Origin of the sequence: Luteimonas salinisoli (assembly GCF_013425525.1) — a bacterium.
GTDB classification, from domain to species: Bacteria; Pseudomonadota; Gammaproteobacteria; order Xanthomonadales; family Xanthomonadaceae; genus Luteimonas; species Luteimonas salinisoli.
This window is the reverse complement of the sequence record NZ_JACCKA010000049.1, coordinates 84,219-104,945: the sequence shown is the minus strand read 5'-3', so window position 1 is coordinate 104,945 and position 20,727 is coordinate 84,219. Positions and strand designations below refer to the sequence as shown.

General features: G+C 71.5%; 13 protein-coding genes. 10 read left to right on the top strand and 3 right to left on the bottom strand.

Annotation, left to right across the window (positions count from 1 at the left end; genetic code table 11):
• Positions 1 to 256: 256 nt before the first annotated feature.
• The 6 genes from H0E84_RS07390 to H0E84_RS07365 all read left to right on the top strand — a co-directional run bounded on the left by H0E84_RS07390 (position 257) and on the right by H0E84_RS07365 (position 8,938).
• Complete coding sequence (locus H0E84_RS07390; RefSeq protein ID WP_180677999.1) at positions 257 to 787, top strand: GNAT family N-acetyltransferase; 531 nt, start codon at positions 257 to 259, stop codon at positions 785 to 787.
• Between the two features lie 166 nt (positions 788 to 953).
• The gene (locus H0E84_RS07385; RefSeq protein WP_180677998.1) at positions 954 to 2,921 is read left to right on the top strand and encodes an alpha/beta hydrolase family protein; all 1,968 of its coding nucleotides are present in this window, start codon (positions 954 to 956) and stop codon (positions 2,919 to 2,921) included.
• Positions 2,922 to 3,114: 193 nt separating this feature from the next.
• Positions 3,115 to 4,494 (top strand): serine hydrolase domain-containing protein, encoded by a 1,380-nt coding sequence (locus tag H0E84_RS07380; protein ID WP_180677997.1) that lies wholly within the window; start codon positions 3,115 to 3,117, stop codon positions 4,492 to 4,494.
• A 98-nt stretch (positions 4,495 to 4,592) separates the two neighbouring features.
• Positions 4,593 to 6,281: a serine hydrolase gene (locus H0E84_RS07375; RefSeq protein WP_180677996.1), complete on the top strand. Its 1,689-nt coding sequence runs from the start codon at positions 4,593 to 4,595 to the stop codon at positions 6,279 to 6,281.
• The gene (locus H0E84_RS07370; protein WP_180677995.1) at positions 6,278 to 7,474 is read left to right on the top strand and encodes a retropepsin-like aspartic protease; all 1,197 of its coding nucleotides are present in this window, start codon (positions 6,278 to 6,280) and stop codon (positions 7,472 to 7,474) included. The genes H0E84_RS07375 and H0E84_RS07370 overlap by 4 nt, the downstream gene beginning before the upstream one ends.
• Before the next feature lie 60 nt (positions 7,475 to 7,534).
• Complete coding sequence (locus H0E84_RS07365) at positions 7,535 to 8,938, top strand: hypothetical protein (RefSeq protein WP_180677994.1); 1,404 nt, start codon at positions 7,535 to 7,537, stop codon at positions 8,936 to 8,938.
• A gap of 161 nt (positions 8,939 to 9,099) precedes the next feature.
• On the opposite strand, the gene H0E84_RS07360 is transcribed toward H0E84_RS07365, so the two are convergent.
• Together H0E84_RS07360 and H0E84_RS07355 are read right to left on the bottom strand one after the other, a co-directional pair.
• Positions 9,100 to 10,959 (bottom strand): DUF885 family protein, encoded by a 1,860-nt coding sequence (locus H0E84_RS07360; RefSeq protein WP_180677993.1) that lies wholly within the window; start codon positions 10,957 to 10,959, stop codon positions 9,100 to 9,102.
• A gap of 332 nt (positions 10,960 to 11,291) precedes the next feature.
• The gene (locus H0E84_RS07355) at positions 11,292 to 12,368 is read right to left on the bottom strand and encodes a LysR family transcriptional regulator (RefSeq protein ID WP_180677992.1); all 1,077 of its coding nucleotides are present in this window, start codon (positions 12,366 to 12,368) and stop codon (positions 11,292 to 11,294) included.
• A 381-nt stretch (positions 12,369 to 12,749) separates the two neighbouring features.
• Between H0E84_RS07355 and H0E84_RS07350 the strand changes: the two genes are divergently transcribed.
• The 4 genes from H0E84_RS07350 to H0E84_RS07335 all read left to right on the top strand — a co-directional run bounded on the left by H0E84_RS07350 (position 12,750) and on the right by H0E84_RS07335 (position 19,618).
• On the top strand, positions 12,750 to 13,583 hold the full coding sequence (locus H0E84_RS07350; RefSeq protein WP_180677991.1) for an SDR family oxidoreductase: 834 nt from the start codon (positions 12,750 to 12,752) through the stop codon (positions 13,581 to 13,583).
• Positions 13,580 to 14,809, top strand: a complete 1,230-nt coding sequence (locus tag H0E84_RS07345) for an efflux RND transporter periplasmic adaptor subunit (protein ID WP_180677990.1) — start codon at positions 13,580 to 13,582, stop codon at positions 14,807 to 14,809. The genes H0E84_RS07350 and H0E84_RS07345 overlap by 4 nt, the downstream gene beginning before the upstream one ends.
• A 194-nt stretch (positions 14,810 to 15,003) precedes the next feature.
• Positions 15,004 to 18,168 (top strand): efflux RND transporter permease subunit, encoded by a 3,165-nt coding sequence (locus H0E84_RS07340; RefSeq protein WP_180677989.1) that lies wholly within the window; start codon positions 15,004 to 15,006, stop codon positions 18,166 to 18,168.
• Positions 18,161 to 19,618, top strand: coding sequence for an efflux transporter outer membrane subunit (locus H0E84_RS07335; RefSeq protein ID WP_180677988.1), 1,458 nt, complete (start codon positions 18,161 to 18,163; stop codon positions 19,616 to 19,618). Before H0E84_RS07340 ends, H0E84_RS07335 begins: the two co-directional genes overlap by 8 nt.
• A gap of 200 nt (positions 19,619 to 19,818) precedes the next feature.
• Here H0E84_RS07335 and H0E84_RS07330 read toward each other — a convergent pair whose 3' ends face one another.
• On the bottom strand, positions 19,819 to 20,532 hold the full coding sequence (locus tag H0E84_RS07330) for an energy transducer TonB (protein WP_180677987.1): 714 nt from the start codon (positions 20,530 to 20,532) through the stop codon (positions 19,819 to 19,821).
• Between the last annotated feature and the right edge of the window lie 195 nt (positions 20,533 to 20,727).

Here is a 20,727-nt window from a genome sequence, read left to right as displayed (position 1 = left end):
GATTGGGTGATACGCGCAACGACCGATGGCGCGGAAGATCCACCAAGAGCTGAGCGCGCTCGATGGCGCTGAGCACGCGTATTCGGCCCGTGCGTTCCGCCGTCGCCCGGCGGCTGGAACATCGCTGGCGACGGGCGGATGGCGGAGGCGGGGCCCGGACCCAGGCTCACCGCAACCCACGGCCCGACGATTGCGTCGCAGCCGGCCGCACGCGAACATGGCGCGCCCCCGGTGGGGTGTGAAGTGGGAGGGCCCGATGGCCGGGGAAACAGCGATCAGGCGCGCCGCGGCAGGAGATGAGGACGCCCTCGCCCTGGTGGGCCAGGCCACCTTCCTCGAAACGTTCTCGGGGGTGTTGGAAGGCGCCGCGATCGTGGAGCATTGCCGCCGCGCGCATGCGCCCGCGCAGTACCGCCAATGGCTCGACGACGCCGGTACCGCGAGTTGGATCGCCGAGGTGCTTCCCGGCGACGCTCCGGTCGGCTACGCGGTGGTCGCCCGGCCCGACCTGCCCGGCGCCGATCCGGCGCACGACCTGGAACTCAAGCGGATCTACCTGCTGGGCCGGTACCAGGGTGGCGGAACCGGGCGACGACTGCTGGCGCAGGCAGTCGCGCATGCGGCCTCGGCAGGGGCGGCCCGGTTGCTGCTGGGCGTGTATGCCGGCAACGATTCGGCCATCGGCTTCTATCGCCGCCAGGGCTTCGTGGACTTCGCGGTGCGCAGGTTCAACGTCGGCGGCCGCGACTACGACGACCGGGTGATGAGCCTGGCGCTCGACGGCTGAGGATCGCCGAGGCCCGGAGCCGACGCGTCGGTTAGCGGCGTGCCGGGTGCGTGCGGGCGCGGCAACGGTCCGCGGCATCCTGCATCCGGCCATCGAATCGGGCGCGCCGTAGACAGCGGCGCCGCGGCTTGCCACCATCGTGTCGGGGACGCGACAGGGGAAAGGGATGCATTTCGTGAGGATGCTGGCCGGGCTGGTGCTGGCCGGGCTGACGCCGTGGGCGGCGTATGCGCAGCCGGAGACGGTGGACCTGGCGCCTTATCTCAGGCAGCCCACCTACGAACGGGTGAAGATCTCGCCGGACGGGGCGAACTACGCGCTCACCGTGCCGATGGAAGACCGCACCGTGCTGGCGATCGTGCGCCGCGCGGACATGCAACCGCTCACCAAGATCACCGGCCGCCGGGATTCGGTGGTGGACGACTTCTGGTGGGCCACCAACGAGCGCGTGGTGGTGTCGATGGCGACCAAGCGCGGCACGCGGGACCAGCCGGTCGCGATCGGCGAGCTGCACGCGGTGAACGCCGACGGCAGCCGACCCAGGCTGTTGGCCAGCCCGTACGGGGTCGACGAGCGGGTCGGAATCGGCGCCAGCTACAAGGCCTGGTTCGACGAGTCGGTCTACGTGCTCGACACGCTGCCGGACGACCCGCGCAACGTACTGGTCTACGCGGTGCCGGTGGCCAAGGACCCCTACGTCCGCATCGAGAAGCTGGATATCCACACCCGGCGCCGCACCCGGATCGCGGACGCACCGGTGCGGCGGGCCGATTTCCTCGCCGATGCCCAGGGAGAAGTGCGCTTCGCCGTTGGCGCCGACGTGGACAACGTTTCCAAGCTGTTCTACCGCGAGGCCCGCGGCGAGCGGTGGCGGCTGGTCAACGACCAGAGCGTCAGCGGGCATCGCGAGTTCCCGCTCGGTTTCAGCGCGGACGGCAGCGTCGCCTACCTCCAGGTCGAACGCGCATCCGGGCCGGACGCGTTAACGGCGTGGGACCCCGCCGCAGGCACCTATACCGAGCTGCTGCGCGACGAGGTGGTGGATCCGTACCGGATCCTGTACGACCTCGACAGCCGTACGCCGATCGGTGCGTCGTACATGACCGACCGCATCCGCAACCGGTTTTTCGACGAGACCGCGCCGACCGCGCGTCTTTATCGAAGCCTCGAGATGGCGTTCGGCGAGGACGCGGTGTACATGACTTCGGCCACCGCCGATGGCCGCCATGTGGTGCTGTATGTCTGGAGCGACCGCAACACCGGAGATTACTTCCTGTTCGACACGGTGGAACAGAGGGCGGAGCGCGTCTTCAGCCGTCGCGAGTGGTTTGCGCCCGCCGCCGTGCCGCCGACCCGATACGTCGCGCTGCGGGCCCGCGATGGCAGGCCACTGCACGGCTACCTCACAGCGCCGGCGGATACGGCCGCCGGGCCGCGCCCGATGGTCCTGCTGCCCCACGGCGGTCCGTACGGCGTCTTCGACGGCTGGGAATTCGACGACGACGCGCAGATCCTGGCCGCCGCGGGCTATGCGGTCCTGCGGGTGAACTACCGCGGTTCCGGCAACTACGGACGCGAGCACACCGTCGCAGGCCGCAGGGAGTGGGGCGGCCGCATGCAGGACGACCTGACCGACGCCACCCACTGGGCGATCGAACAGGGCATCGCCGACGCCTCGCGGATCTGCATCTATGGCGCCAGCTATGGCGGCTATGCCGCGCTGATGGGCGCGGCCAGGGAGCCGGACCTGTACCGGTGCGCGGTCGGTTACGTGGGCGTCTACGACCTCGAACTGATGCACCGCGAGGCGGCCAGCCAGAGCCGCTCCAGCAAGACCTGGGCGCTGGAGTGGATGGGCGAGCGCGGTACCCTGGCATCGCGGTCTCCGACCCACCTGGCCGAGCGGATCAAGGCACCGGTGTTCCTCGCCGCCGGCGGCCAGGACGAGCGCGCGCCGCTCAAGCACAGCGAACGCATGGAGGACGCCCTGGAGAAGGCCGGAGTTCCAGTGGAAACCCTGTATTTCCCGAGCGAGGGGCACGGCTTCTACACCGAGCCGCACCGCCGCGAGTACTACACCCGGCTGCTGGATTTTCTCGCTCGCCATCTCGGCGGCGCCACGGCGCAGCGGTGAGGTGCCGCAGCACCCGAATCGGGCGCCCGGCTGTCCGCTCCGGCCCGTGCGCCTGACCCGGCGGCGAAGAGGGGCGAGGCCAGCCGCCCGGTCGCGCAGGGGGGCGCCATTCGCCAGGACCGCCAAGGGTGCAGGCGCGCCCGGCGCTCGACCGTCCTACACTCCGGGGCTGGTCCTTCCCCGGAGAAACGCAATGCGTCCGCTGCTGCTGTTCGCCCTGCTGTGCGCCGGCCTGCCGGCGTTCGCGCAGCGCGCCGCCGACGCGGACGCGCACGTGCGCGCCGTGGCCGCCGGCTACAAGGCGTTGACGCTGTGCAGCGCGCACTTCGGCGCCGGGCGCGGACCGGCGCAGGTGGAGGCGCTGGAGCTGCGCGGCATCTACCCCGAGTACGAGTCGCTGGTGGCCGCGCTGCCGGCCGCGGTCGACGCACGCGCGCGCACCGTCTCGGTGCCGTTCGATCCGGCGCTGCCGCCGAGGATCGCCGCCTGGCGTCCCAACCTCGGGTGCGCGCAGCTGCCGATCGGCGCCGGCCCCGATGCCGTGGCCGCGCTGCCGCGCTTCGATGCGCCGGCGCCGGAGCTCGATGCGCGGCCGTGGCCGCTGGGCGAGCGCGACGCCACCGCGGTCGCCGCCGGCGATGCCGCTGCGCTCGAGCGCACCGTTGCGGCGACGTTCGATCCCGCGCGTTTCGGCGAAGGCCACGCGACCACCGGGGTGCTGGTGCTGCAGCATGGAAAGATCGTCGCCGAGCGCTACCGCGACGGCTTCGGCCCGCACGTGGCGCAGCGCACCTGGTCGGTCGCCAAGAGCATCGCCGGCACCCTGGTCGGCGTGGCCGCGGCGGACGGGCTGCTGGATCCCGACGCCCCGGCCCCGGTGCCCGAGTGGCAGCGCCCCGGAGATCCGCGCGCCGCCATCACCACCGACCAGCTGCTGCGGATGGCCAGCGGGCTGCACAGCGACACCGCCGGCAACCGCACCGACGCGCTCTACTTCGGTGGCGCCACCGTGGCCGAGGCCGCCACCGGCTGGCCGCTGCGGGCGCCGCCGGGCAGCGCGTTCCGCTATGCCAACAACGACATCGTGCTGGCCATCCACGCGCTGCGCGCCGCGACCGGCGACGACGCCCGCGCCCTGTCCCGCCCCTACACCGATCTGTTCTGGCCGCTGGGCATGACCCGCACCCATGCCGAAACCGACTGGCAGGGCGGTTTCGTGCTCTCGAGCCAGGTGTGGTCGACCGCGCGCGACCTCGCGCGCTTCGGGCTGCTCCACCAGGACGACGGCGTGTTCGCCGGCCGCCGGCTGCTGCCGGAGGGCTGGGTGCGGGACGCGACCACGGCCTCGGGCCCGCAGCCGGATGGCGAGTTCGGTTACGGCGCCACGTGGTGGCTGTTGCAGCGCTCGGCCGGCGTGCCGGCCGATGCCTTCGCCGCGTTCGGCAACCGCGGCCAGTACGTGGTGGTGGTGCCATCGCGCGAGGTGGTGATCGTGCGCCGCGGCGAGGACCCGGCCGGTCACCGCTTCGACATCGCCGGCTTCGCCGCCGAGGTGCTGGCGGCGCTGGACTGAACCCTGCGCCGCAGGCAGGGCGCCCAGGCGCCGGCGCGCGGTTCGACCACCCGGCTTGCGTCCGCCATAATCGGCAAACGCTCGCCGGAGAATGGGACATGGTTCGCCAGTTCATGCTCGTCGCGCTGCTGTTCGCCTCCGCAGGGGCGCTGCAGGCCGCGCCGCCGGACAAGGCCGAGGTGGCCGCTTTCGCGGAGCGCATGCTCGCCGACAACTGCGACCTGCAGGCGCCCGGCATGGCGGTGCTGGTGGCGCGCGGCGACGAGGTGCTGTTCCGTGGCGCCTGCGGCCGCGCCAGCCTGGAACTGGACGTGCCGTTGGCGCCGGAGCAGGTGTTCCGGATCGGCTCGGTGACCAAGCAGATGTCCGCCGCGGCGGTGCTGAAGCTTGCCGAGGACGGCAGGCTGGCGCTCCACGAACCGCTGACGAAATACGTCCCCGGCTACCCGGGGGGCGATGCCATCACGGTGGCGATGCTGCTCGACCACACTTCCGGCATCCGCAGCTACACCGACATCCCCGGTGCGATGGCCGGGCCGGTCCGCCTGGACGTGACCACCGCCGAGCTGATCGACGCCTTCAAGGACCAGCAGCCCGACTTCGCCCCGGGCGAGGGCTGGAGCTACAACAACTCGGGCTATGTGCTGGTAGGGGCCGTGATCGAGGCGGCGAGCGGCATGTCCTGGCACGCGTATCTGCAGGACGCCTTGTTCGCCCCGCTGGGCATGGCGCACACCCGATACGGCAATGCGGCCGAAGGGGTGATCCCCGGCCACGTATCGGGTTACACCCGCATCGGCGAGCGCTGGGCGGCGGCCAATCCGTTGAGCATGACCCAGCCGCACGCGGCAGGCGCGCTGGTGTCGACGGTCGACGATCTGCTGCGCTGGAATCGTGCCCTGCACGCGGGCCGGGTGCTGCACGAGGACAGCTACCGCCGCATGGTCACGCCCGCCGGCAAGGCCGCCGAGCACGACTACGGCTACGGCATCGTGGCCGGCACGCTGCGCGGACAGCCGGTGCTGCAGCACGGTGGGGGCATCTTCGGCTTCAGCAGCTATCTGCTGTACCTGCCGGATAGCGACCTCAGCGTGGCGGTGCTCTACAACGCCGATGCCGGCCGTCCGGGCATGCTCGGCACCGGGCGGCTCGGCAATCTGCTGGCGGCCCACGCCATCGGCCGGCCCTATCCCGAAAAGACGCCGATCGAAATGGATCCGGACACGCTGCGGGAGTACGAAGGCGTCTATCGGATCGACGACGCGAATACCCGGGTGCTGCGGGTGAGCGACGGCGGGCTGACCTCGCAGCGGACCGGCGGCCCCGCATACGCGCTGATCCCGGTGGCGCCCGACACCTTCCTGTTCGAGGAGGGATTCTCGCGGATGGTGCTCGAGCGCGACGCCGCCGGCCGCGTGCGCGCGATGCGTTTCTACCCCGAAGACGAGGGCGAGGGCGAGGTGGTCGAACGCACCGACGAGCCGCTTCCCGCCGCGCGCGATGCCATCGAGTTGCCGGCCGCGGCCCTCGAGCGCCTGGTCGGCGAGTACGTGCGCGAAGGCATGACGCTGACGATCGTGCTGGAGGGCGGTACGCCCAAGGCGCAGCTGACGGGGCAGCCGGCGTTCGAAATCTTCGCCGAGTCGCCGTCGCGGTTCTTCCTGAAGGTGGTGGACGCGACGCTGGAGTTCGCCCCGGCCAGCGGTCGGCCGGACACCGTCACGCTGCACCAGGGCGGCGCGGTGCTGGAGTTCCGGCGGGAAGACCGAGCGAGGGATAGCGAATGAGCGTTCGAATGCGCACCGGCAGGACGCTCGGCCTTCTCGCGGTGCTTCTGGCATCGTCCGCGGCTGGGGGCGCCGACGACCAGCCGGCGTGGATCACCGAGGGCCCATACGCGGACCAGGAGACGCTTTCCCTCGAGCTTCCACTCGAGGTCGAGGGGGCGATGCTGTTCGTGGAGGTCGAGGTGGGTGGCTCGCCGCGCCGTTTCCTGTTCGATACCGGCTCGCCGTCGATGATGAGTTCCGAGCTGGCGGCCGAGCTGGGGCTCGAGGTGATCGACAGGCGACAGGGACGGGACGCACACGGCGCCCTGGTCGAAACCGACGTGGTGCAGGCGGACTTCACACTCGCAGGAACGACGCTGCACAAGGTGCCGGTGTTCGTCGCCGATTTCCCCGCGCCGCCGCGCTGCCTGTTCGAGGGCGTGCTCGGTTCCGAGGTGCTGCCGCTGTGCGCGTGGCAGATCGACCTGCCCGACGCCCGGCTGCGCTGCAATGCCGATGCGGCGGCGCTCGATCACGTCGACGCGACCGGCGCCATGCCGCTGCATACTTTCGGATACCCGCACGCGCCCGTCCTCGACGTCCAGTTCGCCGAGCGTGCGACCAGCAAGGCGATGTTCGACACCGGGTCGCCCGAGTACCTGACGATTTCTGCCGCGGACCTCGCCGGGGCGCAGCGCAATGGAGGGCTTGCCAGGATCGTCGCGGGCACCGGTTCCTTGGGCGGCTCGCTGGGTGGACAGGCCCCCGCCGGCGAGCAGCGCAGGGCGGGGTTGGCGGCTCTGGCGATCGGCGGGAAGCGCCTCGACGGGGTCGAGGCGCCCGTGCGGGAGCCGTCCCCGAGCCTGATCGGGGCCTCGGTGCTGGAGCATTTCGTCGTCACCCTGGATGCAGGGAGCTCGACGGCCTATTTCGACCAGTATCGCGAAGGGCCCTTCGTCCGCCCGTCCTACGGGTTCTCGCTCGGCTTCGACGATGCGGTGACCGTATCGCTGGTGTGGGAAGGCTCGCGCGCCGCCGCCGCGGGCCTGCGTCCCGGGCAGCGGCTCACCGCGATCAACGGGCGGCCGACATCCGCCTCGTGCGACGGCGTCCGCGACGCCCTGCGCGCCATGCGCGAGGGCGACAGCATCGACCTGGTGTGGTCCGAGGGTGCCGCCACCCTGGTGCGTGGGAGCCAGGCCGAGGAGTGACCGTACGTGCCTCGCGGCTTCCCGGTTAGGATATCGCCGGCTTCGGGGAGAGCTCGGATCATGCGGTTGCCGCTACTGATGCTGCTGGGTGTCGTCCTGTCCGCGTGCGACCGGCCGCCGGCCGCGCCTGCCGACGCGGCCATCACGGGCACCGGGAAGCCCGAAGCTGCAGACCAGACGCGGGAGCCGCTGGCCGCCGCCGAGCTGGAGCGCGAGGTCGCCAGGCTCGCCGCCCGGCACGGCAACGACGGCCTATGGCCGGGCTTCGATCCGCTGTCGGTGCCGCTGGCGGTCTACGACGGGGAGCGCACCGTCCTGTTCCGCCATCCTTCGCCGCCCGACGGCTTCACGCCGGTGCCGGAGCTGGGGCCCCGGGTGCATGCCCACGCCGGCCGCCACGAGTCGGTCGTCGCCAACACCAGCGTCGAACTGGGCGGCGTGGTCACGGCCACCTTCCTGCTCGACCAGGCGGTGCCCGAGCGCACCGGGACGGAGCTGGCGGCAGTGGCCATCCACGAGGCGTTCCACGCCCACCAGCGCACCCACCGTCCGGACTGGGTGGCGAACGAGGCCGACCTGTTCGCCTATCCGACCGGCTCGGCGGAACTGCTCGCGCTGCAGCGCCTGGAAGCGGCGGCACTGCGCGAGTCGCTGGCGGCGCCGGACGTCGACGCGGCCGCCTGCTGGGCGCGCCACGCGCTGGCGCTGCGCGGCGAACGGCATGCCGGCATGGATCCGGCCTTCGCCGCCTACGAGCGGGGGACCGAACTCAACGAGGGCCTGGCCACGTACATCGAGATGCGTGCGGCGGGGCGAGCCGCGGACGCGCTGCCGGACGCCTTCGGGCCGGCCGAGGTGCGGCGCCGCGCCTACGCCACCGGCGCGTCCCTGGCGCTGCTGCTGGACCGGCTGCAGCCGGACTGGCGCCCGGCGCTGGCGGACGCGGAAAGCCCGTCGCTGGACGCCGCGCTCGCGGCCGCACTCGGCGCCGGCAGGACCTGCGCGTTCGGCGACGAGATGGTCGAGGCGGTGCGATCGAATGCCACCGAGGACGTCGCCGAACTCGCCGCCAAGCGGACCCGGCGCCTCGCCGTGTTCCAGACCGAACCGGGATGGCGGGTGGTGGTGGAGGCCCGCGACGATCGGCTGCTGTGGCCGCAGGGTTTCGATCCGCTCAACGTCGAGCCGCTCGACGAACGGCGGGTGCTGCACGCGCGTTTCGTGCGGCTGAGCAACGACAGCGGGCAGCTGGAGGTGATGGACGCCACTGCCCTGACCGAAGGCGCGGGCGCGCACCCGCTGTTCGAAGGGGTGCGGCGCGTGACCCTGACCGGACTGGCCAAACCCGACGTCGGGCGCAAGGGCGGCGGGGTGAGCGTGCGGGCGCCGGGGCTGAGTCTCCAGTTCGACGAAGCCACCGTCGAGCGCAAGGACCGCACCGTCACCGTCCGGCTGGGCGGCTGACCCAGGGAAACGCGCCGCAGCGGTACGGCCGCTCCAGTGCCGCCGGCCGATGTCGAAGAGCAGCAGCAGCGCACGCGCGCCCAGTACTCAGCAAGGCGCATCCGCTCGCCTGAGCGCTGCGCACGCCGGCCGTGCGGCCGGAGTGCCTTGGGGCGCCGGACTCAGCCGGCCTTCTTCTGCGCGATCCACTGGTCCACGCGGCGCTCCAGCAGGTCCAGCGGCATGGCGCCGCCGCCGAGCACGGCGTCGTGGAAGCCGCGGATGTCGAAGCCGTCGCCGAGTTCGCCTTCGGCCTTGCGCCGCAGTTCCTGGATCTTGATCATGCCGACCTTATATGCGGTGGCCTGGCCCGGCATGATCAGGTAGCGCTGCACCTCGGAGCGCACCGCGGCCGCCGGGATCGAGCTGTTCTGGCTGAAGTAGTCCACCGCCTGCTGCTCGGTCCAACCCTTGGCGTGCATGCCGGTGTCCACCACCAGGCGGATCGCGCGCCACATCTCCGAGGTCAGCCGGCCGTACTCGGAGTACGGATCCTCGTAGGTGCCGGGAATCTCGGTGGCCAGCCATTCCGAGTACAGGCCCCAGCCTTCGGCGTAGGCGGTGCTCGAGTACTGGGTGCGGAAGGTGGGCACGCCCTCGAGTTCCTGGGCGATCGAGATCTGCATGTGGTGGCCGGGCAGGCCCTCGTGGTAGGCGATCACCTCCAGTTCCGGCTTCGGCATCGCGTTCATGTCCGACAGGTGCGCGTAGTAGATGCCGGGGCGCGCGCCGTCGGGCGTGCCGGGGAAGTAGTGCTGCGCGGCGCCGTCCTGCTCTCTGAACGGCTCGACGCGCTTGACCACCAGTTCCGCCTTCGGCAGCAGGCCGAAGTACTCGGGCAGGTACTGCTTGATGTTGTCGATGGCGGCGGTGGCCTGGTCGATGTAGGCCTGACGGCCCTCGTCGGTGTTCGGGAACTTGAAGCGTGGATCGGTATGGATGAACTCGAAGAAGGCCTGCAGGTCGCCGTCGAACCCGACCCGCTCCTTGAGCGCCTCCATCTCGCCGCGGATGCGCGCCACCTCGTCCAGGCCGAGCTGATGGATCTCGTCCGCGCTCATGTCGGTGGTGGTGTTCTCGCGCAGCTGGTAGGCGTAGTAATCGGCGCCGTTGGGATGGGTCGTTCCCACGCCGGCCGGGTTCTCCAGCGCGTTGGGCAACTCCTCCTCGCTCCAGGCGATCACCCGTCCGTAGGCCGGCTGCACCTGCTCCACCAGGACCGTGCGCGCCTGCTGCTTCAGCGCGTCCGCGCGCTCGGCGGTGACCTCTCCGCTCTCGGTCAGCACATCGGCCTTGGCCTGCAGATCGGCCCACAGCGCGCTGTCCTGGCCGCCGTCGTCGAACGGCGCGCCGGCCACGACCTTGCGCGACTGGTCGACGACGCCCTCGAGGGCGAACTTCGGCGGGCGGATGCCCTGCGCCGCGGACGCGCGTCCGCGCTCGAGCAGCTGGTCGAAGAGGGTCGGCAGCGCCTGCAGGCGCGCGATGTAGGCGAGATAGTCCTGCTCGTTCTCGACCTTGTGGAAATTGACCACGAACGTGGGCAGGAAGCTGTTCATTCCGTTCATCTGGTCGAACGCATAGCCGTTGGCGAGGAACGGCATGCCGTCGCGGGCCCGCTCGTACTGGTGCTTCCACAGATCCCACGACAGCTTGGCGTCGTCGTCCAGGCGGTCGTAGTCGAAGCCGGATTCCATCTCCTGCACCGAGGCCTCCAGCCAGGCCAGCTGCTTGCGGGCCGCGTCCTCGGAGACGTCGTCCAGCTGGTCGTAGAGCTCCTTGCGGCCGAGGAAGGTCAGCCGCATCGGGCTGAACTGCAGCAGGTCCTCGTACTGCGCTTCGAACCAGGCATTGAGGCGCGCGGACTCGCTCTCGGCCTGCTGCGTGGTGCCGGTGGCGGCGGTGGTATCGGCCGGCTGCGGCGAACAGGCCGCCAGGGCCAGCGCGAGCGCCAGGGTGCTGCAGGCGAATGCGTTACGCACGGTTTACTCCTCGGAAAGGGTCGAGACGGTGATTGTGCGCGCCGTCGAGGGGCGCCGTCCCCTGCAGGATGTCATGTCATGCCCCGGAAGAGGGCCCGGGCAGGCAACCGGGACATGGCGCGGCGGCCGACTCCGCACCGGCCCCTCGCTACCCCGCGCGAGCGCGCCATGCGCATGAAGGCCGTCACGGTCGGCGATGCGGGGGAATCGCCGCCGACCCGGCCGGAGCCTGCCGCGGTTTGCGCGGCCATGGGCCGCGCCCACGGGCGCCGCGCCGCGTGGCGCAGGGACGCGGCGGGCGCGCGACGTCCTTCGCGACGCCAGGCGGCGGCTCAGGCCAGCACTTTCTCCTCGGCGTCCGTTGCCGCGTCGGCATCGACATCGGCGTCGGCTGGAAGCGTCGGTGCCCGTCCTCCGGTCTTGCCGATCTCGGCCGCGATCGCCGAGTTCGAGGCCTTCTCCGCCTGCATGCAGCGCGCACGCGCGTCGGGGCAGAGGATCTGCATGTAGTCGGCGTCGAAGTTGAGCCGCTCGGCGAGGAAGTCCACGAACGCCCGCACCTTGGGCGAGGTCACCTGGCCGCGCGGAAACACCGCGTTGAGCGCGAATTCCGGGCCGGTCCACCCGGCCAGTACCCGGCGCACGTAGCCCTGTTCGGCGTACGCTTTGACGTTGATGTCGCCGGCCAGCATCAGCCCCTCGCCGCAGAGCAGGGCGCCGCGCAGGCCGGCCGGGTCGTTGGCCACCATCACCGGGTCGATGCGGTATTCGACGCTGCGCTGGCCGTCGTTGAGCGGCCAGTAGTAGTGGCCGTTGCGGTGCATCTTCTGCATGCCCAGGGTGCGGTGGTGCTGCAGGTCGTCCGGATGCAGCGGCTCGCCATGGCGGGCGATGTAGTTGGGGCTGGCGTAGACCTGGGTACGGAATGTCGACAGCCGCCGCGCCACCAGGTTGGAGTCGGGCAGGTCGCCCACGCGCAGGGCGACGTCGATCTCGCGGTCGATCAGGTCCAGCGACTCGTTGCTGAGCAGCATCTCCACCCGCACCTCGGGGTGGCGCGCGTGGAACTCGCCGAGCAGCGGCGCGATGCGTTCGATGCCGAGCGAGTAGGGCGCGGTCAGCCGCAGCCAGCCGCGCGGGCCCGCCTGCAGCTGGGTCACCGCGCTTTCGGCCTCGTCGAGGTCGCGGGCGATGCGCTGGCAGTGCTCGTAGTAGATGTTGCCGGCCTCGGTGAGGCCGAGCTTGCGGGTCGTGCGGTGCAACAGCTGCGCGCCCAGGCGCGTTTCCAGCTCCTGCACCTTGCGGCTGACGGTGGTCTTGGGCAGGCGCAGCGCACGCGCCGCGGAAATGAAACTGCCCAGTTCCACCACCTTGACGAAGATGATGGTGTCGTTGAGGTCGCGGGCCATGAGGGTCGGATTCCGGGGGGGAGGAAGGGGGCTACGGTCCGGCGGGGGATTGGACCGCAACGGGGACAATTATTCCCTCATTCAGGGGCTAATCAAGTGCCGTTCCCGGCGCTACCTTGTGCGTCGTCGCCAATGTAGGGTTCCCCCGATGCCCGCCCCCACCCCATCCCCAACCCTCGCCGGTCCCCGCCGGCGAGGCGCCGAAAAGCCGCATGCCGGCGCCCGGATTTCCGTTCAGCTTCAGGTACTTGCCGCCTCGATGGCCGGGCTGGGAATCGCCGTTGCGGGGTGGCGGGCGGGGCGTCGGATGTCGCGTCCGCAGGCACCCCTGGGCAGCGCGGCCATCCCAATGACGGGAGAAATAATCCCTGGGTGGGGACAATGAGCCGTCCGCTGCTCGTCCTCGGCGCGACCGGAGCGGTCGGCCGCGGCGTGGTTTCCGCGGCGGTCCGGTCGCGCCGGCCCGTGGTGGCGGTCTCGTCCGATGCTGCGGGCCTGCGCCAGCTGCACCGGTGCCATCCGGATGCGGACCTGATCACCGTCGCCGCCTCGCTGCACAGCGAGGCCGATGCCGCCGCGCTCGCCGGTCGCCTGCGCGATCGCACCCCGTGCGGGGTGATCGCCGCCATCGGCGCCGAGGCCGCACGCGGGCGCCTGCTCGACCAGCCCGCTGCGGTGTTGCGCCGCACCCTGGACGAGGACCTGCTGCCGCACCTGTTCGCGGCGCGGCACCTGTTCCCGCTGCTGCCGCGGCACGACCGCGGCACCGGCTACGTGCTGATCGGCGGGCCGGGCGGCGAGTACCCCTGGGCCGGCTACGGCCATCGCTCGATCGCCGCCGCCGCGCTGCGCATGCTCGCTCGCGTGCTGCACGACGAGGCCGGCCGCGCCGGCCTGCGCGTGCAGCTGCTCACCCTGGATACCCCGGTGCGCAGCGACGACAACCGTGCCCACGCCTGCGCCGAATGGCCGCTGGCCGAAGCCGTGGGCCGGCGCGCGCTGGCGCTGCTGGCCTGCGCCCCGGCGCGCGGCGCCGCGCCGGCAGTGGTGCCCTATGCCGGCGCACCGGACTTGACCTCGAGCGAGGTCGAGGTCGCAACCTCCGCCGCCGCGCACGCAGAAGGCACGGCGGGCCCGGCCCGCGAGCTGCGCGACGCGCGCGCGCTGCTCGATGCCATCGCTTCCACTTCCCCTCCCAGGATCACGCCACGATGAACCGCACCCACCGCACGACCCGCAGGCCCGCAGTCGCGGGCGCCCCGCATCGTTTCGTCACCCCGCTGCTCGGTCTGCTGGCCGCGGCCGTGCTGGCCGCCTGCAGCAGCCAGGCCGCGCAGGGCCAGGGCGAGATGCCGCCTCCGGAGGTCAGCGTCGCCGAGGTGGTCGCGCGCCCGGTCGCGCACTGGGACGAGTTCACCGGCCGCGTCGCCGCGGTCGAGAGCGTCGAGCTGCGCCCGCGGGTGAGCGGCTACATCGAGCGCGTGGCCTTCCGCGAGGGCGACGAGGTCGCCAAGGGCGATCTGCTGTTCGTCATCGACCAGCGGCCGTACCGGGCCGAGCTGGCCCGCGCCGAGGCGCAGCTGGCGCGGGCGCGCAGCGAGGCGCAGCTGGCCCGCACCCAGGACGCCCGCGCCGAGGAGCTGCTGGCGGCCGCGGCGATCTCGCGCGAGGAGCACGAGGCGCGCCGCGCCGCCAGTTCCCAGACCGCCGCCGCGGTGCGCGCGGCCGAGGCCGCGGTGACCGCGGCGCGGCTGGACCTGCAGTACACCGAGATCCGCGCGCCGATCGACGGCCGCATCGGCCGCGCCCTGATCACCGCCGGCAACCTGGCCCAGGCCGACGCCACCCTGCTGACCACGCTGGTGTCGCTCGACCCGGTGCACGTGCATTTCGACGCCGACGAGCAGAGCTTCCTGCGCTACCAGGCGCTGGCGCGCAGCGGCGAGCGCGAGAACGGCGGCAACGCCGTGCGCGTGGGCCTGGTCAACGAGCAGGGCCATCCGCACGAGGGCGTGCTGGACTTCACCGACAACCATGTCGATCCGAACACCGGCACCATTCGCGCGCGCGCGGTGGTGGCCAATCCCGATCGCGTGTTCACCCCGGGCCTGCACGCGCGCGTGCAGCTGCAGGCCACCGGCGAGCGCCCGGCGCTGCTGATCGACGAGCGCGCCGTGCTCACCGACCAGGACCGCAAGTACGTCTACGTGCTCGGCGAGAACGACCAGGCCGAGCGCCGCGACATCGCGCCCGGCCGCAGCGTCGCCGCAGGCGAAGGCGCGCGGCTGCTGGTGGTCCAGGAGGGCCTGGCGCCCGGGGACCGGGTGATCGTGCACGGCGTGCAGAAGGTGTTCTTCCCCGGCATGCCGGTGGCGCCCGTCCCGGTGGAGATGGGCGACCCCGCGCCGTCGGCGCAGGTCGCCAGCACCGCGGCGCCATGACCGCCGCATGAGTTGCGGGTCCGGCGCGCTCCCCGTCCGCGCCGGCCCCGGTCCCGCCCGATTCCGCCCCGCAGGCGCCCGCGCTGCGGTCGCGCCTTCCCCTCCCCCCGGGCGAGGCGGATCGGGCAGGGACTTTTTTCGCCGACGGCCGCGCCCGCGTCCGCCGCGGCGGCACATCGAACAAGGACCATGCCATGGACTTCTCACGCTTCTTCATCGACCGCCCGATCTTCGCCGCGGTGCTGTCGATCATCATCTTCGCGATCGGCCTGATCGCGATCCCGATCCTGCCGATGAGCGAATACCCGGACGTGGCGCCGCCGTCGGTGATGGTGCGCACGGTGTACCCGGGCGCAAATCCCAAGGTGATCGCCGAGACCGTGGCCACGCCGCTGGAGGAGGCGATCAACGGCGTCGAGGACATGATGTACACCAAGTCCGTCGCCGGTTCCGACGGGGTGCTGCAGCTCACGGTGACCTTCCGCCCCGGGACCGACCCGGACGAGGCCGCGGTCAAGGTGCAGAACCGCGTCGCCCAGGCGCAGGCGCGCCTGCCCGAGGACGTGCGCCGCCAAGGCGTGACGGTGCAGAAGCAGTCGCCGACCTTCCTGATGGTGGTGCACCTGACCTCGCCGAACGGCGAGTACGACCTCCTGTACCTGCGCAACTACGCCCGCCTGCACGTCAAGGACGCGCTGGCGCGGATCCGCGGCGTCGGCGATGCGCAGATCTTCGGCGGCGGCGACTACGCCATGCGCGCCTGGCTGGACCCGGACGCCATCGCCTCGCGCGGGCTGACCGCCAGCGACGTGCTGGGGGCGATGCGCGAGCAGAACGTGCAGGTCTCGGCCGGCCAGCTCGGCGCCGAACCGATGCCCGACAGCCGCTTCCTGACCCTGATCAACGCCCAGGGGCGGCTGACCACGGAAGAGGAGTTCGGCGACATCGTGCTCGAGAGCGGCGCCGACGGGCAGATCGTGCGCCTGCGCGACGTCGCCCGGCTGGAACTGGGCGCGGGCGACTACACCCTGCGTTCGCAGCTCGACGGCAAGGACGCGGTGGCGATCGGCGTGTTCGAGGCGCCGGGCGCCAACGCGCTGCAGATCCGCGACGAGGTCATCGCCACCATGGACGAGCTTTCCGAGCGCTTTCCGGAAGGCGTCGAGTACGAGTCCATCTACGACACCACCGTGTTCGTGCGCGACTCGATCAAGTCCGTGATCACGACCCTGCTCGAAGCGGTGCTGCTGGTGGCGCTGGTGGTGATCCTGTTCCTGCAGACCTGGCGCGCCTCGCTGATCCCGCTGCTGGCGGTGCCGGTGTCGGTGGTCGGCACCTTCGGCGCGCTGTACCTGCTGGGCTATTCGATCAACACCCTGACCCTGTTCGGCCTGGTGCTGGCGATCGGCATCGTGGTCGACGACGCGATCGTGGTGGTGGAGAACGTCGAGCGGCACATCGAGGACGGCGCCACGCCGCTCGAGGCCGCGCACCTGGCGATGCGCGAGGTCTCCGGGCCGATCATCGCCATCGGCCTGGTGCTGTGCGCGGTGTTCGTGCCGATGGCGTTCCTGACCGGCGTGACCGGCGAGTTCTACCGCCAGTTCGCGGTGACCATCGCCATCTCCACGGTGATCTCCACCGTCAACTCGCTGACCCTGTCGCCGGCGCTGGCGGCCATGCTGCTCAAGCCGCACGACGCGCCGAAGGATCGTCTGTCGCGCCTGATCGAGCGGCTGTTCGGCTGGGTGTTCCGGCCGTTCAACCGCTTCTTCAAGCGCAGCTCCGAGCAATACGAGCGCGGCGTGATCCGTGCGCTGGGCCGGCGCGGCACGGTGTTCGGCATCTACGCCGGGCTACTGCTGGCGACCGGGCTGATGTTCCAGGTGGTGCCGGCGGGGTTCATCCCGATCCAGGACAAGCTGTACCTGATCGCCGGCGTCAACCTGCCCGGCGGCGCGTCGCTGCCGCGCACCCATGCGCTGCTGGACAAGGTCAGCGCGATCGCCGCCGAGGACGAGGACGTCATCAACACCATCGCCTTTCCCGGCCTGAACCCGCTGCAGTTCACCAATACTCCCAACTACGGCGTGGTGTTCCTCAACCTCAAGCCGTTCGGCGAGCGGAACCGCAGCGCGGAGGAAATCAACGCCGAGCTCGGCCAGAAGATCGCCGGGCTGCAGGAGGGCTTCGCGTTCTCGTTCATGCCGCCGGCGATCCAGGGACTGGGCAATGGCTCGGGCTACCAGCTGTTCGTCGAGGACCGCGCGGGCCTGGGCTACGGCGCGCTGCAACAGGCGGTGAACGGCTTCCAGGGTGCGATCTCCCAGACTCCGGGCATGGGCTTCCCGATCACCAGCTACCAGGCCAACGTGCCGCAGCTGGATGCCGAGGTCGACCGGGTCAAGGCCAAGGCGCAGGGCGTGCAGTTGACCGACCTGTTCGACACCCTGCAGACCTACCTCGGCTCGGCCTACGTCAACGACTTCAACCAGTTCGGCCGGACCTGGCAGGTGATCGCCCAGGCCGACGCGTCGTTCCGCGACAACGTCGAGGACATCGCCAGCCTGCGCACTCGCAACGACCGCGGCGAGATGGTGCCGATCGGCTCGATGGTGAGCGTTCGCGAGACCTTCGGCCCCGACCCGGTGCTGCGCTACAACGGCTACCCGGCAGCGGACCTGGCCGGCGAGTCCGACCCGCGCGTGCTGTCGTCCTCGCAGACCATGGACGTGCTGACCGAGCTCGGTGCCGGCGTGCTGCCCAATGGCATGACCTTCGAGTGGACCGACCTGAGCTTCCAGCAGGCCAACCAGAGCAAGGCGGCGATGATCATCTTCCCGCTTGCGGTGATGCTGGTGTTCCTGGTGCTGGCGGCGCTGTACGAAAGCTGGACCCTGCCGCTGGCGATCATCCTGATCGTGCCGATGTGCATGCTCTCGGCGATGATCGGCGTGTGGGCCACCGGCGGCGACAACAACATCTTCGTCCAGGTCGGCCTGGTGGTGCTGATCGCGCTGGCGTGCAAGAACGCGATCCTGATCGTCGAGTTCGCGCGCGAGCTGGAGCAACAGGGCATGGGGATCGTCGAGGCCGCGCTCGAGGCCTGCCGCCTGCGCCTGCGCCCGATCATCATGACCTCGATCACCTTCACCGCGGCGGTGGTGCCGCTGGTGGTGGCCACCGGCGCCGGCGCCGAGGTGCGGCAGGCGCTGGGGACCGCGGTGTTCGCCGGGATGATCGGCGTGACCGGGTTCGGCCTGTTCCTCACGCCCGTGTTCTATGTCGCCCTGCGCAAGCTGGTGGAGCGCCGCAAGCCCGCCGCCGCCGAAGGCAACCTGGAGGTGTCCCATGCGTAATCGTTCGCCGCTCGCGCGCAGCGCGCTGCCCTCGCTGCTGGCGCTGGCGCTGGCCGCCTGCGCCGTCGGCCCCGACCACGTCCGTCCCGAGCTCCCCCTGGGCGAGACCTTCGGCGCCTCGACGGCACCGGACCCCTCGGCCTTGCCCGCGCCGGACGAGGCGTTCTGGGAGGCGTTCGGCGATGCGCAGCTCGACGCGCTGGTCGCCGAGGCGCTGCGCGCAAATCACGACTTGCGCATCGCCCTGGCCAACTACGATCGTGCCAATGCGCTGTTGCGCGGCGCGCGGTTCGACCGCTTCCCGACGGTCACCGCGTCCGCCGAGGCGGCCAGCAGCCGCGCCAGCGCCGACCAGGCGCCGAACCGCTCGCGCGCCGATCGCGACGGCGACGACTTCAGCGCCGGCATCGCCGCTAGCTGGGAGCTGGACCTGTTCGGGCGGGTGCGCCGCGGCGTCGAGGCCGCGCGCGCCGATGCCGCGGCCGGCGCCGCCGACCTGGCGGCGCTGCAGGTGGCGATCGTCGGCGAGGTGGTCGACGGCTACGTCGCACTGCGCGGCGCCCAGGAGCGCCTGCGGGTCGCCGAGGCCAACGCCGGCAACCAGCGCGAGACACTGCGCCTGGTGGATGCGCGGTTCGAGGCCGGACGCGGCACCGGCTTCGATACCGCGCGCGCCCGCGCGCAGCTGGAATCGACCCTGGCGCGGGTGCCGGCGCTGCAGGCGGAAGTCTCCGCCCACATTCATCGATTGTCGGTGCTGACCGGCCGCGGGCCCGACGCGCTGATCGACGCGCTGCGGCCGGCGGCGCCGCTGCCGGCCCTGCCGCAGCGGCTGGACGCGGGCACACCGGGTGACCTGCTGCGCCGCCGCCCCGACATCGCCGCGGCCGAGCAACGCCTGCACGCGGCCACCGCGCGCATCGGCGTGGCCAGCGCCGACCTGTTCCCGCGCTTCACCCTCGGCGGCCTGATCGGCACCCAGGCGATCGACAGCAGCGTGCTGTTCGAGCGCGACAGCGAGACGCGGCTGGTCGCGCTCGGCATCGACTGGTCGTTCCTCGACATCGGCCGGGTGCGCGCGCGCATCGCCGCTGCCGACGCCGAGGCGGCAGGCGAACTGGCGCGCTACGAGCAGACCGTGCTGCTGGCGCTGGAGGACACCGAGAACGCGCTGGTGCGCTACGCGCGCAGCCGCGAGCAGGACGCGCACCTGGCGGCGGCGGCGGAAGACAGCGCCCGCGCCGCACAGCTGGCGCGCACCCGCTTCGAGGCCGGTGCCGCCGATCTGTTCGAGGTGCTCGACGCCGAGCGCACCCGGCTGCAGGCCGAGGATGCGCTGGCCGAAGCGCGCACCCGCAGCGTCGCCGGCGCGGCGGCGCTGTACCGCGCGCTGGCAGGCGGATGGCCGCAGCGGCTGCCGGCGCGGGAGCGGGTGGCCGGGCGCGAATAGCGCCGCCAGCGCGCGCTGCAGGTCCGAAACGAGTCGCCGGGCCTGTCTCGGCGTTGGATGCCTTCGCGGAGGAGGGCGAACCGGGCTGCCTCCCGGACCCAACCTTCTCGGAGACCTGGAAGCGCCCCGCAACCTGGACGCCGATACCGCGTCCGACGTGCAGGAACGGGACGCAACCCGATCCCCGCATGCGAGGGCCCCTAGTTCGAAGGCGTGAAGTCCACGGGAATGGCGACATGACCCGGAAGCGGGCGGCCATCGTCGGTCTCGCCGGGGTTGTACGCCCAATGTTCCGCGGCTTCGATCGCCGCCGCATCGAGCGAGGGGTGGCCGCTGGACCTGGAGACGATCGCGCCTCCGAACGCTCCGGTCTCGCGGGTCCAGACCACGAGCATCGCCGTGCCCGACAGCCCGGCCTCGATCGCCTCCGCGGGATGGGTTGCCGGGTGGAGGTTGCGCGAGGAGATGTCGACGCTGGGCGACCAGGTGATCGAGTCCCCCATGTCCAGGCCATCGACCACGCAGTCGGCCGCCGTGGCGGCCTCGATCGCAATGGCGAACGCGGGGGGCTCCATCTCCTCGCCTCGCCCGTCCTGCTCGCGGTATCCGGCGGTAGGCGGATGCGGCGCAGACGCCAGCGATACATCGCATTGGTCCTCGGCCCACGTGCGCAGGTAGCGGACCTGCATTTCGATGAGCCGCTGGTCTTCGGAGTAACCCTCCAGATAGCAGCCAGACGCATCCTCGGAGACGCGGCTCCAGTCCAGCCTGTCGTCGAACAGGCGGTCCCAGTGGAGCGGCAGAGTGCAGCCCTCCTGGCGGGCGGTCCCGGCTGCGATGCAGTCCCCGACCCCCAGGACGAGGCAAAACAGCAGTGCAAAGCGGACGAGCATGTACGGTTCCGATTCCTTCATCGCGTGGAATGGGCCGGAATTCTAGCCCGTCGAGAAGGCCGACATAAGGGCCGTGGTGACGCCACCTCAGGCCGTGCTTCCCGGCCGCGGCGTGCTGGATCCGATCGACCGCTGAGGCCAGCTGCCGACCGAAGGGAAGCGGCGGCTGCGCGAGCGCGGCGGCGCGAATCGCACCGGCGCGGATTCTCCCGGGCC

Coding starts and splice junctions, on each gene's coding strand:
- H0E84_RS07390 (WP_180677999.1), top strand. CDS start 257: ATGGCCGGGGAAACAGCGATCAGGCGCGCCGCGGCAGGAGATGAGGAC.
- H0E84_RS07385 (WP_180677998.1), top strand. CDS start 954: ATGCATTTCGTGAGGATGCTGGCCGGGCTGGTGCTGGCCGGGCTGACG.
- H0E84_RS07380 (WP_180677997.1), top strand. CDS start 3,115: ATGCGTCCGCTGCTGCTGTTCGCCCTGCTGTGCGCCGGCCTGCCGGCG.
- H0E84_RS07375 (WP_180677996.1), top strand. CDS start 4,593: ATGGTTCGCCAGTTCATGCTCGTCGCGCTGCTGTTCGCCTCCGCAGGG.
- H0E84_RS07370 (WP_180677995.1), top strand. CDS start 6,278: ATGAGCGTTCGAATGCGCACCGGCAGGACGCTCGGCCTTCTCGCGGTG.
- H0E84_RS07365 (WP_180677994.1), top strand. CDS start 7,535: ATGCGGTTGCCGCTACTGATGCTGCTGGGTGTCGTCCTGTCCGCGTGC.
- H0E84_RS07355 (WP_180677992.1), bottom strand. CDS start 12,368: ATGGCCCGCGACCTCAACGACACCATCATCTTCGTCAAGGTGGTGGAA.
- H0E84_RS07350 (WP_180677991.1), top strand. CDS start 12,750: ATGAGCCGTCCGCTGCTCGTCCTCGGCGCGACCGGAGCGGTCGGCCGC.
- H0E84_RS07345 (WP_180677990.1), top strand. CDS start 13,580: ATGAACCGCACCCACCGCACGACCCGCAGGCCCGCAGTCGCGGGCGCC.
- H0E84_RS07340 (WP_180677989.1), top strand. CDS start 15,004: ATGGACTTCTCACGCTTCTTCATCGACCGCCCGATCTTCGCCGCGGTG.
- H0E84_RS07335 (WP_180677988.1), top strand. CDS start 18,161: ATGCGTAATCGTTCGCCGCTCGCGCGCAGCGCGCTGCCCTCGCTGCTG.
- H0E84_RS07330 (WP_180677987.1), bottom strand. CDS start 20,532: ATGAAGGAATCGGAACCGTACATGCTCGTCCGCTTTGCACTGCTGTTT.